Here is a 14,796-nt window from a genome sequence, read left to right as displayed (position 1 = left end):
TTTAGAAAAATATTCTACAATAATAGATGCAAGTAAGAAAGGAAGAGGTCGGGTGCGTAAAATGAAAATTGGTATAACTTGTTATCCGACCGTTGGAGGCTCAGGCGTTATCGCTACTGAGCTTGGTAAGATGCTAGCTGAGAAAGGTCATGAAATTCATTTCATCACTTCTAGTATGCCTTTTCGCTTAAATAAAATTTATCCAACTATTTTTTATCATGAAGTGGAAGTAAATAGTTATTCTGTATTTCAACATTCTCCGTATGATATTGCGTTAGCAAGTAAAATGGCAGATGTTATTAAAAGTGAGAAACTAGATGTGTTGCATGTGCATTATGCTATTCCACACGCTGTATGTGCAGTGTTGGGACGAGATATGGCTGGTGAGGATGTCGGTATAGTTACAACGCTCCACGGTACTGATATAACGGTTTTAGGTTATGATTCATCTCTTACTGGCGCAATTCGTTATGGTATTGAAAAATCTGATATTGTAACAGCTGTTTCGAATTCCTTGAAGAGCCAAACTTATGAACTAATCGAAACAAATAAACCGATCGAAACAATTTATAATTTTGTTGATGAACGGGAATATACACCAAAAGATGGCACGCAATTAAAGCGAGATTTTGGCATATCGGATACTGAACGGGTACTAATACATGTATCGAATTTCCGAAAAGTAAAACATATTCCAGACATTATAAAAACGTTTATTCAAGTGAGAGCGCAAATGCCTGCAAAATTACTACTTGTTGGAGATGGACCTGAAAAGCATCGAATTATGGAAGAAATAAAGAAATGTCCATATGTAAATGATATTTTGTTTTTAGGGAAACAAGATAATTTATCTGAACTTTATGCAATGAGTGATTTGAAATTACTCATGTCTGAAAAAGAATCGTTTGGACTTGTTTTATTAGAGGCAATGGCTTGTGGAGTTCCCGGAATAGGTACGAATGTAGGCGGTATACCAGAAGTGATTGAACATGGTCAAAATGGTTATATAGTAGAGTTAGGTGATACAAATCAAGCAGCTACATATGCTATCGATTTACTACAAGACGAATACAAATTACAATCTTTCCGTGAAGCGGCAATTTATAGAGCAAATCATTGCTTCCATTCCTCGAAAATAGTGGAGCAATACGAGGCTCTTTATGAGAAGGTGGCACGGAAAAATGAAGTTAGATGAGAATTGGCAAGCCGCTTTTGATATCATACAATCCTTAGAGAAGTTTGGTTATGAAGCGGTAATTGTTGGAGGAGCAGTAAGAGATTACTTACGGGGCCAATTAGCCAATGACGTCGATATTGCAACGAGTGCTTTACCTGAAGAGGTGAAGACGGTTTTTTCACGTACTGCAGATGTCGGTATCGCTCATGGAACAGTATTAGTGATTCATCCTCTTAGTCCCGTAGAAGTCACAACATATCGAACAGAAGGAGAGTATGCAGATCATCGTCGGCCTAATGATGTGCAATTTGTACGTTCCTTAGAAGAAGATTTAAAGCGTCGTGATTTCACGATTAATGCAATGGCTATGCGAGGGTCGAAAGAAATAGTAGATCTATTTGGGGGACAAAGTGATTTATCTTCTCAAATAATACGGGCTGTGGGAAATGCTGGTAGTCGTTTTAGTGAGGATGCACTCCGAATGCTTCGTGCAATCAGGTTTAGTGCACAGCTCGGCTTTGCTATTGAAGAAGAAACTTTCAAAGCAATCCGTAATCAAGCAGTAGATATAGGCTTTATAGCGAAAGAACGGATAAAAGTAGAATTTGATAAAGTATGGACTAGTTCCAATGTGCAAAAAGCGATTCGTTATGTAAACGATACGAGGCTTGTCGACCATTTACCGGGTGATTTTTCAAAGCATGTGGAGTATTGGTGTACTTTTGAGAGCTTTGGAAATCCAGTTAATGGTTGGGCGTTTTTCATTTTATTACAGCAAGATGAAAATGCTATTCAACTTTTGAATACATTTAATTGTTCAAACAAAGAAAAAACTTATGTGAAACAAGTGTTACAAGCTTATAAAATAAGAACGACTACTGGTTGGTCTGCAAGAGACTATTTTGAATTTGACATATCGATATTAGAAATTGCAAATGATTTTGCGATAAAATTCTACCAATCGAGTGATAATTTAAAGCGATTCGAAATTGTACAGAAAAAGAATGCACTAGCCATTCAATCTCGTTCTGAAATTGTCGTCAATGGCCGAGATTTGATTGAGTGGAGCGGTAAAAAAAGTGGACCGTGGTTAAAAATAGCGCTCGACAAAATGGTCGATGAAATACTATTAAATAAACTTCTCAATGATCGACAACAGATAAAGGATTGGTTTTTGAAAGAGTATATGAGGTAGGATTCAAAACGCTTATATACAAGTATTTAATAACAAATAATTTAATTGAATTCCGAACAGGTGATTAAAAAGCGACCGAATAATAAACCGTCGTTTATTTAGTCACCTGTTTTTGCTTTGTCTTTTTTTGTCAAATGACTATAAGTATTTAATGTTTCCTGAATAATGGGGTGCCCTAATTGTTCCTATATAACTCAGAGTCTAATTTAGAATTAGCATCCCCATTCTTCAAATCTAGTAAACTATATCAATTATCAGGAATAATCTTTAGCTCAAAAGCATCTATTGATAGAAACATAGTTTTAGAGCATCACGATAGTAAAAATCGAAAAGCATTATTAATTGTTATTAGTGTGTATAAAAAGGGTAAAGTAGAGTGCTTAAAGTTATTAGTATATACAGCAATCAAGCGTGTCACGTGCAGTATCAAAGTGAAATTAATAATGGAAGAGGCTTGGGAAATCTAAACCATAGGGGTGTATGGCAATGAAGATTTTGTTGAGTATTTACTATTGTTTTGTAGATGAAGATATTGCGCCTGAAGATGTAGCGTTAGGGGAATGGATATGGATAGCTTTATTACCTATTGCGGGAATAATAAGTTTGTTATTGGTACTCTCATAAGAGACAGAAACATAAAAATAGCCACTCGTAGTGAGTGACCATGGATTTATTCAGCTTGCATAGTCCAGTTCCCGCCAGAAGTTATGTTGAAGTATTATACACCATTGTCTTCAACCTTTTGTATTATAGATCCTTTATATGAACCAATTTCATTTACCAATAGATTATTATCGTTTGCCTTTACAAGCAAAATATATCTTTTGAGTGACCAGAAAGTGACTAAATGTTAAGATTGATTAAGATTTAGATTTAGACATATTTTACGATAAATAGTGATACTATTGAATCTAATTAACAGCTATAAATAAACATTTAGAAACAATATGTTATATTTTGATACGACATTCAGATAAAGGATTGGTTCAGTCATGAAAGCAACATTGAAAAATGAAATTATAAAGCGACTAGTTGAGGCTAATGGAGAACCAATTTCCGGACAGCAACTAGCAGATGAATTTGGTATCTCTAGGACGGCAATTTGGAAGCATATGAAGCAACTTCAGGAAAAAGGATATGCTTTTGAAACAGTAAAAAAAAGAGGCTATGTTTTAACAGCAACGCCTGATACAGTCGATGATGCAAATATTTCAATGGCTCTTGAAACGGAAAATTTCGGCAGCCGTATTATATATGAACAGTCAATGACTTCTACTCAAGCAATTGCACATAATAAGGCACAAGAAGGAGCCCCTGAAGGTACTGTTATCATTTGTGAGGAACAAACAGCAGGCCGTGGCCGTATGATGCGTGAATGGAAGTCGATGAAAGGTAAAGGGATTTGGATGAGTGTGATCCTTCGACCAGAGATAGCTCCTTATGAAGCACCTCAATTTACTTTAGTAGCTGCAGTGGCATTGACTAAAGCGATAGCTGACATATCAGGTGTACAACCAGAAATTAAATGGCCAAATGATTTATTGATAGAGGGTAAGAAATGTACTGGGATTTTAACAGAATTACAAGCAGATCCGGATCGCGTAAATGCAATTATTATGGGTATGGGCATAAACGTAAATCATCAGCCAAATGATTTTGAGGAAGAAATAAAAGACATCGCAACATCCCTGAAAATTGCGAGTGGTAAACATATAGATCGTGCAACTCTAGTCGCTAAAATACTTTATTACTTAGAAATTTACAGTGCACAATATGTAAAAGAAGGTTTTGAACCGATTAAGTCTCAATGGGAAAGTTATTCTTGTACTATTGGAAATCGTATTCGAGCGACAACGTTACAAGATGTATTCATTGGTAAAGCTATCGGAATAACAAATGATGGTGTTTTACAACTGCAATTAGATGATGGTACGATAAAAGGTATCTATTCAGCAGATATTTCTCTCGAAAAATAAAGATTGGAATGTATCGACAAACTTGTTATAGTGGAAGTATAGGACAGTATCAATTTATTTGAACTGTACCTCGCTTGAAAAACTACTATAACTAAAGAGATTCGCCTTGATCTAGTAATAGACAGGGACGGAAGAAAACGATGCATTTCATTGAATACGCAACCCTTCTGTCCATTTTTAGACAGAGGGGTTTTTGTTTTCTTCCTGAAAAGAGGAGGAAGCGTTTTGAAAACAACGACTGATTTTTTGAAAATGAAAGAACAAAACGACAAAATTGTTATGCTTACCGCATATGATTACCCATCTGCAAGACTAGCTGAAGAAGCTGGAGTAGACATGATTTTAGTAGGTGATTCCCTTGGAATGGTCGTGCTTGGCTATGATTCAACTGTTCCTGTGACAGTGGCAGATATGATCCATCATGCAAAAGCAGCAAAAAGAGGAGCAAAGGATACTTTTATCGTAGTTGATATGCCGTTTGGTTCGTATCACGGAAATATTGATCAAACATTGCAAACTGCGATTAATATGTTCCAACAGACAGGTGCTAGTGCTTTAAAAGTTGAAGGTGCAGAGACTGTTGTAAATGTCATATCCTCTCTAGTAAATACGGGGATTCCAGTAGTAGCACATTTAGGTTTACTACCACAATCAGCGGCAGTTCTTGGGGGGTATAAAGTGCAGGGGAAAACAGCCGTTGCTGCAGAAAAATTATTACAGGATGCAAAAAAAGTCGAAGAGGCTGGAGCTTGTGCCCTTGTTCTTGAATGTATTCCATATCAGCTAGCAACAGAAATTACAAAAGTACTCAAAATTCCAGTAATAGGAATAGGAGCGGGAGCAGATGTTGATGGACAAGTACTCGTTTACCATGATGTACTTGCGTATGGTACTCACCATGTACCGAAATTTGTTGAAAAGTTTGCACCCGCAGGAGATTTGATGCAGAGAGGTATCGAAAGCTATACAAAAGCAGTTAAGCAAGGTTCTTTTCCAAAAGTAGAGCATCGCTTCACGATGACAGATCATCAACTTGAACAGCTATACGGAGGAATAAGAAAATGAAAATCGTTTCAACTATCAAAGAATTAACTGCACACATTACAACAGTAAAAAAAGCTGATAAAACAATCGGTCTCGTTCCGACAATGGGCTATTTGCATGAAGGGCATATGGCACTAGCTAAGGCTGCACGTAAAGAAAATGAAATCGTTGTCATGAGCCTTTTCGTTAATCCTGCGCAATTTGGACCCAACGAAGATTATGAAAGTTATCCTAGAGATTTAATTCGTGATTCAAGGATTGCAGAAAAAGTAGGCGTTGACTTTTTATTTACTCCTTCTGTCAGTGAAATGTACCCGTCTAATGGTGGTATACAAATATTGGCTGGACCACAATCTAACATTCTATGTGGTGCAACAAGACCTGGGCATTTCGATGGGGTATTAAAAATTGTGACGAAGCTTTTCCATTTAACTCAGCCAACAAAGGCTTATTTTGGACAAAAAGATGCACAACAGCTAGCGCTTATCGAAACTTTAGTACGTGATTATAATTTTCCTTTAGAAATTAGAAGTGTGCCAATTGTTCGAGAAGAAGATGGTCTTGCGAAAAGCTCCCGAAATGTATTTTTAACGGAACAACAACGTAAAGAAGCGGTAGTAATTCATCAAGCATTGATTCTTGCGAAAAACCATTATCTTGAATCTGATAATAATATTGAGGCAACAAAATTTGCAAAAGAACACATTAAAGCCAATTCAAATGGTGAAATTGATTATTTGCAAATGCTAAGTTATCCAGATCTTACTGAAGTGGCAGAGCAGACTGAAAAAGTCTTAATTGCTGCAGCCGTTTACTTTGGTAAAACGCGTCTAATTGACAATATTATTTTTTAAAGAAAAGGGGATTAAATGATGTTTAGAATGATGATGAATGCAAAAATACACCGTGCAGTTGTAACACAAGCTGACTTGAATTATGTAGGTAGTATTACCATTGATGAGGATTTACTCGATGCAGTTGGTATGCTACCAAATGAAAAAGTTCATGTTGTTGATAATAATAACGGAGCACGCTTTGAAACATATATTATTGCGGGGGAACGCGGTAGCGGTGTTATTTGTGTAAATGGTGCTGCAGCACGTTTAGTACAAAAAGGTGATGTCGTCATTATTATGTCTTATGCCTATGTTAATGAAGAGGAAGCAAAAAAACACAAACCAACCGTAGCAATTATGAAGCAGGGTAACATGATAAAAGAACTCATCCACTATGAACCAGAAGCGACAGTAATGTAATGATAGAGGCATCCATTTTTGGATGCTTTTTTTGTTTTAAGATGTGAATATTCAGCTAAATAAAAAAGTAACTAGTTAATGCAACAAATGAATGAGTTAGTGCAACAAACAGCTAAATTAGCACAACAAACAAGATAATTGGCGCAACAATCATGCAACTTACCACAACAATCTGTAAAATCTACATTTCTGCACATCGACTTCAGCTATTCTGCTCAAAATGTGATAGAATTTTGAATATAAACCGATCGGAAAGTTGTGAAGTAAATGATGGACAGTCAAACATATGCAATCGTAGATTTAGAAACGACAGGTCACTCCTCTCAAAATGGGGACCGCATCATTCAAATAGCGATTGTTTTAATGAAAGATTGGGAAGTGCAATCAACTTACACCACTTTCATTCACCCAGGGAAGAAAATCCCTCGTTTTATTCAAGACTTGACGAATATAACGGACAATGATGTCAAAGATGCGCAACCATTCGAAGCGCATGCTGAAAAAATTTATAACATTTTGCAAGATTGTGTTTTTGTAGCGCACAACACTGATTTTGATTTGCCCTTTTTACAAGCTGAATTTAAAAGAGCAGGTTTACCAAAATGGTTTGGTAAACAAATGGATACAGTTGAATTATCGAAAATATTATTCCCAACAGCCTTTAGCTATAAGCTACAGGATATCGCAATGGAATTGAATATTTCATTGAAACAAGCGCATCGTGCAGATGATGATGCTTATGCAACAGCGCTATTATTAAAACGTGGTTGGGAAGAGCTTCTAAATCTCCCGCTTTCAACAATTGAACAATTGCACCAGCGTTCTTTCAGATTAAAATCAGATCTATCGCAATTATTCTTTGATGCGATTCAGATAAAAAGAGCTGTATCGAAACAATCAGAGCTCCATTTCTATTATAAAAATATAGCTTTAAGGGGAGCAGTTATTGAGGCTAAGTCAGAGATTAAGTTAACATATCCACATTCTATTGCTGAAAAAGAAGCATTATTTACTAGAGCTTTCAAAGACTTTGAAGCTCGTCCAGATCAATTTAAAATGATGGACCAAGTCTGGCATGCCCTGAAAACAAAACAGGAAGTATTGACTGAAGCGTCGACTGGAATTGGTAAAACATTAGCGTACTTAATTCCTGCAATTATTTATGCCAAACAAACAAATGGTAAAGTAGGGATTAGCTCATACACTTCGCATCTTCTTGATCAGTTATTAGCAGAAGAATTACCAAAAGCAGAAGCGATTCTACAAACATCTATTAATGTAACCTTATTAAAAGGAATGGAGCACTATATCGATGTGGATCGTTTTGCTGAGCTATTTGTTGCTGAAGATGCTTCCTACGATGAATCATTTACAATGATGCAACTACTCGTCTGGCTTGCGAATACAACGACAGGTGATTTAAATGAAATTACATTGTCCGGTGGTGGTCAATTACTTTTAGATAAAGTACGACGTTCATCAGCTACATCTATTTCACGTGGTAAAGGTTACTTTGATTTTTATGGAAATGCGATTAAAAAAAGCAAAACGGCAGACCTCATTATTACAAATCATGCTATGTTGCTATCTGATTTGACGCGAGTTGAGCCAGTGCTAGCATCAGTTAATGGCTGGATACTAGATGAAGCGCATCAATTTATTCAGGCAGCCACACTAAGAGATGAAAAAGCACTCTCTTATACACAATGGAAGTATATTTTTGGTCAACTTGGATCAGTTGAGGATCATCAGTTAATCCATAATTACTTTAAATTGATGTCTAATAGTGGGAAAATCCCGATTAGGCAATTATCAAAATTAGAAATAAAATACTGTGAGATGGTACAAATCTTTGATAAAGCAATTTATCAACTGATTAATCAATTAAACGTTCAAAAGTCAGGGTCACGTCATAATAAGCGTACTTATCCTTTAAATTCGATCATGGTAAAGCAACCTTTATTTGAAAAAGTGAGTCATAGTATACAGGAATGGGTGCAGCTTGCTCAGGAACTAAGTGATATATTCCAGCAAAATCCTGATGATTTATCTCCTACACAGCAAACGGTATTATCAGACTGGTATTACTGGTTACGTGAATTAACGATAAAAGTGGCTGAATGGGATGCCATCTTTTTATCACATGAAGTAGATTGTTCAGCTTGGATTGAGATAGACCAACGTAGTATCCCAGGGAGTCTGCATGTATATAAACGCCCTATACACGTCGCGCAATCTGTCACAGCTGTTTTAGACAGTTTCCGAACGCGAGCAGGAATCATCTGGGCATCTGGTACATTAACTGTACCGAATAATCGCCGCTTTATCGCGGATCAATTAGGACTTCAAAGTTCAGTGCCGTTATTTCAATTCCAGGCACCGTCATCATATTATGATGGTGCGAGCCTTTACATTGTTGATGATATGCCTGAAATCCAACAAGTTTCACAAACGGAATATGTTGAAGCAGTTGCAGATGCTATTGTGCAAACTGTACTTGTTACTGAAGGGCGTTGTTTCGTACTATTTACGTCCCAAGATATGCTCAGAAAAACGGTTGAGTTAATTCAAGAAACGGAAGCGTTAAGCGATTATATGCTCTTTGCTCAAGGTATGTCTTCAGGTAGTCGCATGCGATTACTGAAGCTATTTCAGAAGTTTAATCATTCCGTATTATTTGGTACCAATAGTTTTTGGGAAGGTGTGGATGTACCAGGGGATGCATTGTCAGCAGTCATTGTTGTACGTTTACCATTTTCAGCTCCAGAAGAACCGATTTTCAGAGCCAGGGCGGAAGCATTAAACGAGCAAGGGCTAAATTCATTTTATAAGTTGGCACTACCAGAAGCCATTTTACGCTTCAAGCAAGGTTTTGGTCGTCTAATCCGATCATCACAGGATAAGGGTGTTTTTATCGTTTTAGATCGAAGAATTGAGACGAAATCGTATGGGAAGGAATTCATACGTGCTCTTCCAGCAATTCCGGTGAAAAAAGTATCCCTACAACATATGGTCTTAGAATTAGAACATTGGTATAATAAAAAAGTATGAAGATAGAAAGCAGGTCGATCATATGGAAAGACAATTTGAAGTACGATCAGCTATTAAGATATGTTTTCAGCCTATCTTCACGATAAATGAAACGTAAGGTGATATAATGAAAAATTGGATCAAGTTCTTTACGATATTTTTGTTAATCCTGTCGTTATCAATTGTCGTTATAGTTGCTTGGAAATCTTATTCACCGTTTTACAGTTCGGAGAAAGACGCTAAGCAAGTTGTGCTTGATGCAGATAAGCTTGTGACTGTCACCGATACATATGTATATAACGGTAAGAAACCGTATGTTACGGTAATAGGAACAGATAAGGCAGGAAAGAAAAAAGCTGTGTTTGTTCCAAAAGATGATAGTAAGGCAAAGCTAGAAGAAGTTATAATGGAGGATGGCACTTCTGAAAAAGAAGCACTTTCTGTAGTGTCGAAAAAGGATAACGTGAAAGAAATCCTTCATACCAAACTAGGTATAGAAGAGCCCGGCGTTGTGTGGGAGATTACGTATCTTAATCAAGAGGATAAACTAAATTATGTTTACATTCTGTTTGAAAATGGACAGTGGTGGAAGCGTATTTTGAACTTGTAAAAAAAGGGGAAGATTAACTTGAAACAGCATTTAGCAGACCGTGTAAAAACCTTAACACCTTCAACAACTCTTGCAATTACAGCTAAAGCAAAAGAATTGAAGGATCAAGGAATTGATGTTATTGGATTAGGCGCGGGTGAGCCTGATTTTAACACGCCAAAAAACATTTTAGATGCAGCTACGGACTCTATGATGAAAGGCTTCACAAAATATACACCTGCTGGCGGTCTACCAGCATTAAAACAAGCTATTATTGCTAAGTTAGAAAGAGACAATAATCTTACTTATGCACCAAATGAAGTTATGGTTGGTGTAGGTGCGAAACATGTCCTTTATACACTGTTCCAAGTGTTATTAAACCCTGGAGATGAAGTAATTATCCCAATTCCATATTGGGTAAGTTATCCAGAGCAAGTGAAGTTAGCTGGCGGTGTACCTGTACATTTAGAAGCTACAGCAGAACAACAATACAAAGTAACAGCTGAACAACTTCGCGGTGCTATTACTGATAAAACACGTGCACTTATTTTAAATTCACCAAGTAACCCTACTGGTATGGTTTATACAAAAGAAGAATTAGCTGAAATTGCTGCAGTTTGTGAAGAAGCAGACATACTAATCGTGTCAGACGAAATTTATGAAAAACTTGTATATAATGGAGTTAAACATTTCTCAATCGCACAACTTTCAGATAGTGTAAAAGCACGTACAATGGTCATTAACGGTGTAGCAAAATCTCACTCTATGACAGGATGGCGTATTGGTTATGCAGCAGGTAATGCTGAAATCATTAAAGCAATGACTGACTTAGCTAGTCATTCAACTTCTAATGCAACGACTACAGCACAATATGCAACTATTGAAGCTTATAATGGTCCACAAGATGCAGTAGAAGAAATGCGTCAAGCATTTGAATCACGTTTAACAGAAATTTATCCAAAAATAAATGCAATCCCTGGCTTCCATGTGTTGAAACCAGAAGGCGCATTTTACTTACTACCAGATGTATCAGAAGCGGCAGCTAAAACAGGTTATGAATCTGTTGATGCATTTGCAAAAGCTTTATTAGAAGAAGCAAATGTTGCTGTAATTCCTGGCTCTGGCTTTGGCGCTGAAAAAACAGTTCGCCTTTCGTATGCAACTTCTTTAGAAGCATTAGAAGAAGCTGTTTCGCGTATGGATAAATTTGTTAAATCTAAATGGCAAGATTAATACTCTAACAACTAAGCAGACTGTCTATGTATAGGCAGTCTGCAAAATTGTTTAAATTGCAGGAGGTCTATATGAAGAAAATTCGAATTCAAGACATGTCAAATCACGTTGGTGAAACAGTTAAATTAGGTGTTTGGCTTGCAAATAAACGTTCAAGTGGTAAGATTGCATTTTTACAATTACGTGATGGTTCAGGATTTGTCCAAGGCGTAGTAGTAAAAGCTGAAGTACCTGAAGAAGTGTTTGTAACTGCTAAAGGCTTACATCAAGAATCATCTCTTTATGTAATTGGTGAAGTAACAAAAGATGAACGCTCATCATTTGGTTATGAGCTACAAGTAAAAGAGATTGAAGTAATTTCTGAAGCAAATAATTACCCAATCACACCTAAAGAGCACGGTATTGAGTTCCTAATGGACAACCGTCACTTATGGTTACGTTCTCGTAAACAACATGCAATTATGAAAGTTCGTAATGAAATCATACGTGCAACATACGAATTCTTCAACGAGAATGGCTTTACAAAAGTAGACCCACCAATTTTAACTGGCTCAGCTCCTGAAGGAACATCAGAATTGTTCCATACAAAATATTTCGATCAAGATGCATACCTTTCTCAATCTGGCCAATTGTATATGGAAGCAGCTGCAATGGCATTAGGAAAAGTATTCTCATTTGGTCCAACATTCCGTGCGGAGAAATCAAAAACTCGTCGTCACTTAATCGAGTTCTGGATGATTGAGCCGGAAATGGCTTTTGTTGAACATGATGAAAGCTTAGAAGTACAAGAACAATATGTTTCTTACATCGTACAATCAGTTCTTAAAAACTGTAAAATCGAACTTGAACGTTTAGGTCGCGATACATCTAAATTAGAACATATTCAAGCACCATTCCCACGAATTTCTTATGATGATGCTATCAAGCTTTTACATGAAAAAGGTTTCGATGATATCGAGTGGGGAGAAGATTTTGGTGCCCCTCACGAAACAGCAATTGCTGAGCATTATGATAAACCAGTCTTTATCACATGCTACCCAGTAGGGATTAAACCGTTCTATATGCAACCACATCCAGAACGTGATGACGTTGTATTATGTGCTGATTTAATCGCACCAGAAGGTTACGGTGAAATCATCGGAGGTTCTGAACGTGTCCATGACTATGAGTTAATGAAACAGCGTTTAAAAGAACATGATTTAGATGAAAGTGCATATGCTTGGTACCTAGACCTTCGTCAACAAGGATCAGTACCACACTCTGGTTTCGGTCTTGGCTTAGAAAGAACAGTAGCATGGATTACAGGTGCTGAACACGTACGTGAATCTATTCCATTCCCACGCTTACTTAATAGACTATATCCTTGATTAAATGCTTGTGTGCCCAAGGTAGTTAGTTTTACCTGGACAAGCAATGAAAGCAATTAATAACACCTAACAAGAAGAACCGCAATTTATTGCGATTCTTCTTGTTAATTTTCAGACAAAAAAGGGGAGTTCGATAATGACGAACGAAGCTGATCGACTCCGAATTTGGATAGAGCAGGGAAATGTTACTATTTCTCAGCTTTTTTTTAAGTTTTATAAGGAGTTAGGCATCCAAGATTTAGATGCCATGCTTATTATGCATTTAACTGCATTTCATGAAGACGGGAATAAGTTTCCTACACCAACAGATATAGCGAATAGAATGCAATTAACTGAGGATGAAATAGCCTCCAGTTTACAAAGGCTAATGCAAAAAGGTTTTATAGAAATTTTACAAAAAGTGGATGAGCTAGGAGTATTATTTGAAACCTTTAATTTACAACCATTATGGGCGCGATTAGTCGACTGTATGACAGAAAAAAAAGCCAAAAAGGTAGAAGTGACCTCGAAGTTAAAAGAAGGCGAGTTGTTCAACTTATTTGAGCAAGAATTCGGAAGATTTTTATCGCCGATGGAAACTGAAACAATTTCAATGTGGTTAGATCAAGATGGTCATTCTCCAGAAGTGATTCGCAAAGCATTAATTGAAGCTGTCTTATCACAAAAGCTAAGCTTACGTTATGTGGACCGGATTTTATTCGAATGGAAAAAGAAAAATGTCAAAACACCTCAAGATGCCGAAAAACTAGCGCAAAATTTCCGTCAAAATACGTTACCAACACGACCACAACCACCACAGGTTGAACCACAACAAACAAAAAAAGTGCCATTCTACAACTGGTTAGAAGAACGCGAATAGGGAGGTACACATGCTAACGAAGAAACAATGGGATTATTGTTTAGAGGAAATGGAAAAGATGTTTCCGGATGCTCATTGTGAGCTAGTACATGATAATCCTTTCGAATTAACGATAGCCACATTACTATCTGCGCAGTGCACGGATGTTTTAGTTAATAAAGTTACAGCAAAGTTGTTTAAAAAATACAAAACGCCAGAAGATTATTTAGCAGTACCTTTAGAAGAGTTAGAACAAGATATTCGTTCTATTGGATTGTTCCGTAGTAAGGCTAAAAATATTCAAAAGCTGTGCCATATTTTATTAACGGAATTTAACGGTGAAATCCCTGCCAATAGGGAGCTACTTGTTACATTACCGGGCGTAGGGCGAAAAACAGCGAACGTTGTCTTATCTGTCGCATTTGATGTCCCAGCCCTAGCAGTAGACACCCATGTCGAAAGAGTTGCAAAACGATTAGGGTTATGTCGTTGGAAAGATTCAGTGTTGCAAGTTGAAGAAACAGTAATGAAAAAAACCCCAATTGAAAAATGGTCGAAAACACATCATCAGTTAATTTTCTTTGGACGTTATCACTGTAAATCACAGAATCCACAATGCCAGGTATGCCCGCTTTTTGACGTTTGTAGAGAAGGGCAAAAACGTGATAAGAAAGGTCTTGTTAAGCGATGATAGTATGCCGAAAAGAGGCTATCTCTAAAGAACAAGTTGACCAATGGCTAGCTGATTGGGAGATATTACGAGCAGAAATCCATAGATCACATGCAGCCCGTGATGGCAAAGCGAAAGATATAATGCAAAAAGGAATCGATTTATATGAAACATTCATCATAAAAGCCTCTAATATTACATTAGAGAGTATACAACTATCCGATGAATATGAAGCTTTGCCGATAAATGGCGCTGAACGTTTGCAATTTATTAAGCGAAGACCTGGTCAGTATGCATGTTATCGTCAACTAGATGAATTGTTTATTGAAACGAAAAAGAGAATGGCTCGTTTACGCATTAAAAAGGATTGACAGTTAAATTTATATAAAAGAAAGAGCAGCAATCTCAAATGGAGATTGCT

15 protein-coding genes are annotated in these 14,796 nt (G+C 36.9%); all 15 read left to right on the top strand.

What is annotated here, in order from left to right; translation table 11 throughout:
- Positions 1 to 52: 52 nt before the first annotated feature.
- The 15 genes from bshA to AMD00_RS11545 all read left to right on the top strand — a co-directional run bounded on the left by bshA (position 53) and on the right by AMD00_RS11545 (position 14,746).
- Positions 53 to 1,195 (top strand): N-acetyl-alpha-D-glucosaminyl L-malate synthase BshA, encoded by a 1,143-nt coding sequence (gene bshA / locus AMD00_RS11610; protein ID WP_053417231.1) that lies wholly within the window; start codon positions 53 to 55, stop codon positions 1,193 to 1,195.
- Positions 1,182 to 2,372 (top strand): CCA tRNA nucleotidyltransferase, encoded by a 1,191-nt coding sequence (locus AMD00_RS11605; RefSeq protein WP_053417230.1) that lies wholly within the window; start codon positions 1,182 to 1,184, stop codon positions 2,370 to 2,372. The genes bshA and AMD00_RS11605 overlap by 14 nt, the downstream gene beginning before the upstream one ends.
- 179 nt (positions 2,373 to 2,551) lie before the next feature.
- Positions 2,552 to 2,839 (top strand): hypothetical protein, encoded by a 288-nt coding sequence (locus tag AMD00_RS11600; RefSeq protein WP_053417229.1) that lies wholly within the window; start codon positions 2,552 to 2,554, stop codon positions 2,837 to 2,839.
- 19 nt (positions 2,840 to 2,858) lie between these two features.
- Entirely contained in the window at positions 2,859 to 2,996 is a 138-nt protein-coding gene (locus AMD00_RS23250; protein WP_157059240.1) for a hypothetical protein, read from the top strand.
- Positions 2,997 to 3,364: 368 nt separating this feature from the next.
- On the top strand, positions 3,365 to 4,348 hold the full coding sequence (locus tag AMD00_RS11595) for a biotin--[acetyl-CoA-carboxylase] ligase (RefSeq protein WP_053417228.1): 984 nt from the start codon (positions 3,365 to 3,367) through the stop codon (positions 4,346 to 4,348).
- 225 nt (positions 4,349 to 4,573) lie between these two features.
- Complete coding sequence (gene panB / locus AMD00_RS11590; protein WP_053417227.1) at positions 4,574 to 5,413, top strand: 3-methyl-2-oxobutanoate hydroxymethyltransferase; 840 nt, start codon at positions 4,574 to 4,576, stop codon at positions 5,411 to 5,413.
- Positions 5,410 to 6,246, top strand: a complete 837-nt coding sequence (gene panC, locus AMD00_RS11585; protein WP_053417226.1) for a pantoate--beta-alanine ligase — start codon at positions 5,410 to 5,412, stop codon at positions 6,244 to 6,246. The genes panB and panC overlap by 4 nt, the downstream gene beginning before the upstream one ends.
- 18 nt (positions 6,247 to 6,264) lie before the next feature.
- Positions 6,265 to 6,648, top strand: coding sequence for an aspartate 1-decarboxylase (panD, locus tag AMD00_RS11580; protein ID WP_053417225.1), 384 nt, complete (start codon positions 6,265 to 6,267; stop codon positions 6,646 to 6,648).
- 267 nt (positions 6,649 to 6,915) lie between these two features.
- Positions 6,916 to 9,699: an ATP-dependent DNA helicase DinG gene (dinG, locus tag AMD00_RS11575; protein WP_053417224.1), complete on the top strand. Its 2,784-nt coding sequence runs from the start codon at positions 6,916 to 6,918 to the stop codon at positions 9,697 to 9,699.
- A 106-nt stretch (positions 9,700 to 9,805) separates the two neighbouring features.
- The gene (locus AMD00_RS11570) at positions 9,806 to 10,288 is read left to right on the top strand and encodes a cell wall elongation regulator TseB-like domain-containing protein (RefSeq protein WP_053417223.1); all 483 of its coding nucleotides are present in this window, start codon (positions 9,806 to 9,808) and stop codon (positions 10,286 to 10,288) included.
- Positions 10,289 to 10,306: 18 nt separating this feature from the next.
- Positions 10,307 to 11,500 carry a pyridoxal phosphate-dependent aminotransferase gene (locus tag AMD00_RS11565; protein ID WP_053417222.1) on the top strand — a complete coding sequence of 398 codons (1,194 nt, stop codon included), beginning with the start codon at positions 10,307 to 10,309 and terminating at the stop codon, positions 11,498 to 11,500.
- Positions 11,501 to 11,571: 71 nt separating this feature from the next.
- A complete protein-coding gene (gene asnS, locus AMD00_RS11560; RefSeq protein ID WP_053417221.1) occupies positions 11,572 to 12,867 on the top strand; it encodes an asparagine--tRNA ligase in 1,296 nt (431 codons plus the stop codon).
- A 136-nt stretch (positions 12,868 to 13,003) separates the two neighbouring features.
- The gene (locus AMD00_RS11555) at positions 13,004 to 13,726 is read left to right on the top strand and encodes a DnaD domain-containing protein (protein WP_053417220.1); all 723 of its coding nucleotides are present in this window, start codon (positions 13,004 to 13,006) and stop codon (positions 13,724 to 13,726) included.
- 10 nt (positions 13,727 to 13,736) lie between these two features.
- Complete coding sequence (gene nth, locus AMD00_RS11550; protein WP_053417219.1) at positions 13,737 to 14,396, top strand: endonuclease III; 660 nt, start codon at positions 13,737 to 13,739, stop codon at positions 14,394 to 14,396.
- Complete coding sequence (locus AMD00_RS11545; RefSeq protein ID WP_053417218.1) at positions 14,393 to 14,746, top strand: YpoC family protein; 354 nt, start codon at positions 14,393 to 14,395, stop codon at positions 14,744 to 14,746. The genes nth and AMD00_RS11545 overlap by 4 nt, the downstream gene beginning before the upstream one ends.
- Positions 14,747 to 14,796 lie beyond the last annotated feature (50 nt).

This window comes from Viridibacillus arvi (assembly GCF_001274945.1).
Taxonomy (GTDB): Bacteria; Bacillota; Bacilli; order Bacillales_A; family Planococcaceae; genus Viridibacillus; species Viridibacillus arvi.
The sequence above is the reverse complement of the archived record's forward strand: the minus strand, read 5'-3'. Positions and strand labels throughout refer to the sequence as shown.

Excerpts from the sequence above, each read along its gene's own strand:
- AMD00_RS11605 (WP_053417230.1), top strand. The coding sequence starts at position 1,182 with ATGAAGTTAGATGAGAATTGGCAAGCCGCTTTTGATATCATACAATCC.
- AMD00_RS23250 (WP_157059240.1), top strand. The coding sequence starts at position 2,859 with ATGAAGATTTTGTTGAGTATTTACTATTGTTTTGTAGATGAAGATATT.
- AMD00_RS11595 (WP_053417228.1), top strand. The coding sequence starts at position 3,365 with ATGAAAGCAACATTGAAAAATGAAATTATAAAGCGACTAGTTGAGGCT.
- panC (WP_053417226.1), top strand. The coding sequence starts at position 5,410 with ATGAAAATCGTTTCAACTATCAAAGAATTAACTGCACACATTACAACA.
- panD (WP_053417225.1), top strand. The coding sequence starts at position 6,265 with ATGTTTAGAATGATGATGAATGCAAAAATACACCGTGCAGTTGTAACA.
- dinG (WP_053417224.1), top strand. The coding sequence starts at position 6,916 with ATGATGGACAGTCAAACATATGCAATCGTAGATTTAGAAACGACAGGT.
- AMD00_RS11570 (WP_053417223.1), top strand. The coding sequence starts at position 9,806 with ATGAAAAATTGGATCAAGTTCTTTACGATATTTTTGTTAATCCTGTCG.
- asnS (WP_053417221.1), top strand. The coding sequence starts at position 11,572 with ATGAAGAAAATTCGAATTCAAGACATGTCAAATCACGTTGGTGAAACA.
- AMD00_RS11555 (WP_053417220.1), top strand. The coding sequence starts at position 13,004 with ATGACGAACGAAGCTGATCGACTCCGAATTTGGATAGAGCAGGGAAAT.
- nth (WP_053417219.1), top strand. The coding sequence starts at position 13,737 with ATGCTAACGAAGAAACAATGGGATTATTGTTTAGAGGAAATGGAAAAG.
- AMD00_RS11545 (WP_053417218.1), top strand. The coding sequence starts at position 14,393 with ATGATAGTATGCCGAAAAGAGGCTATCTCTAAAGAACAAGTTGACCAA.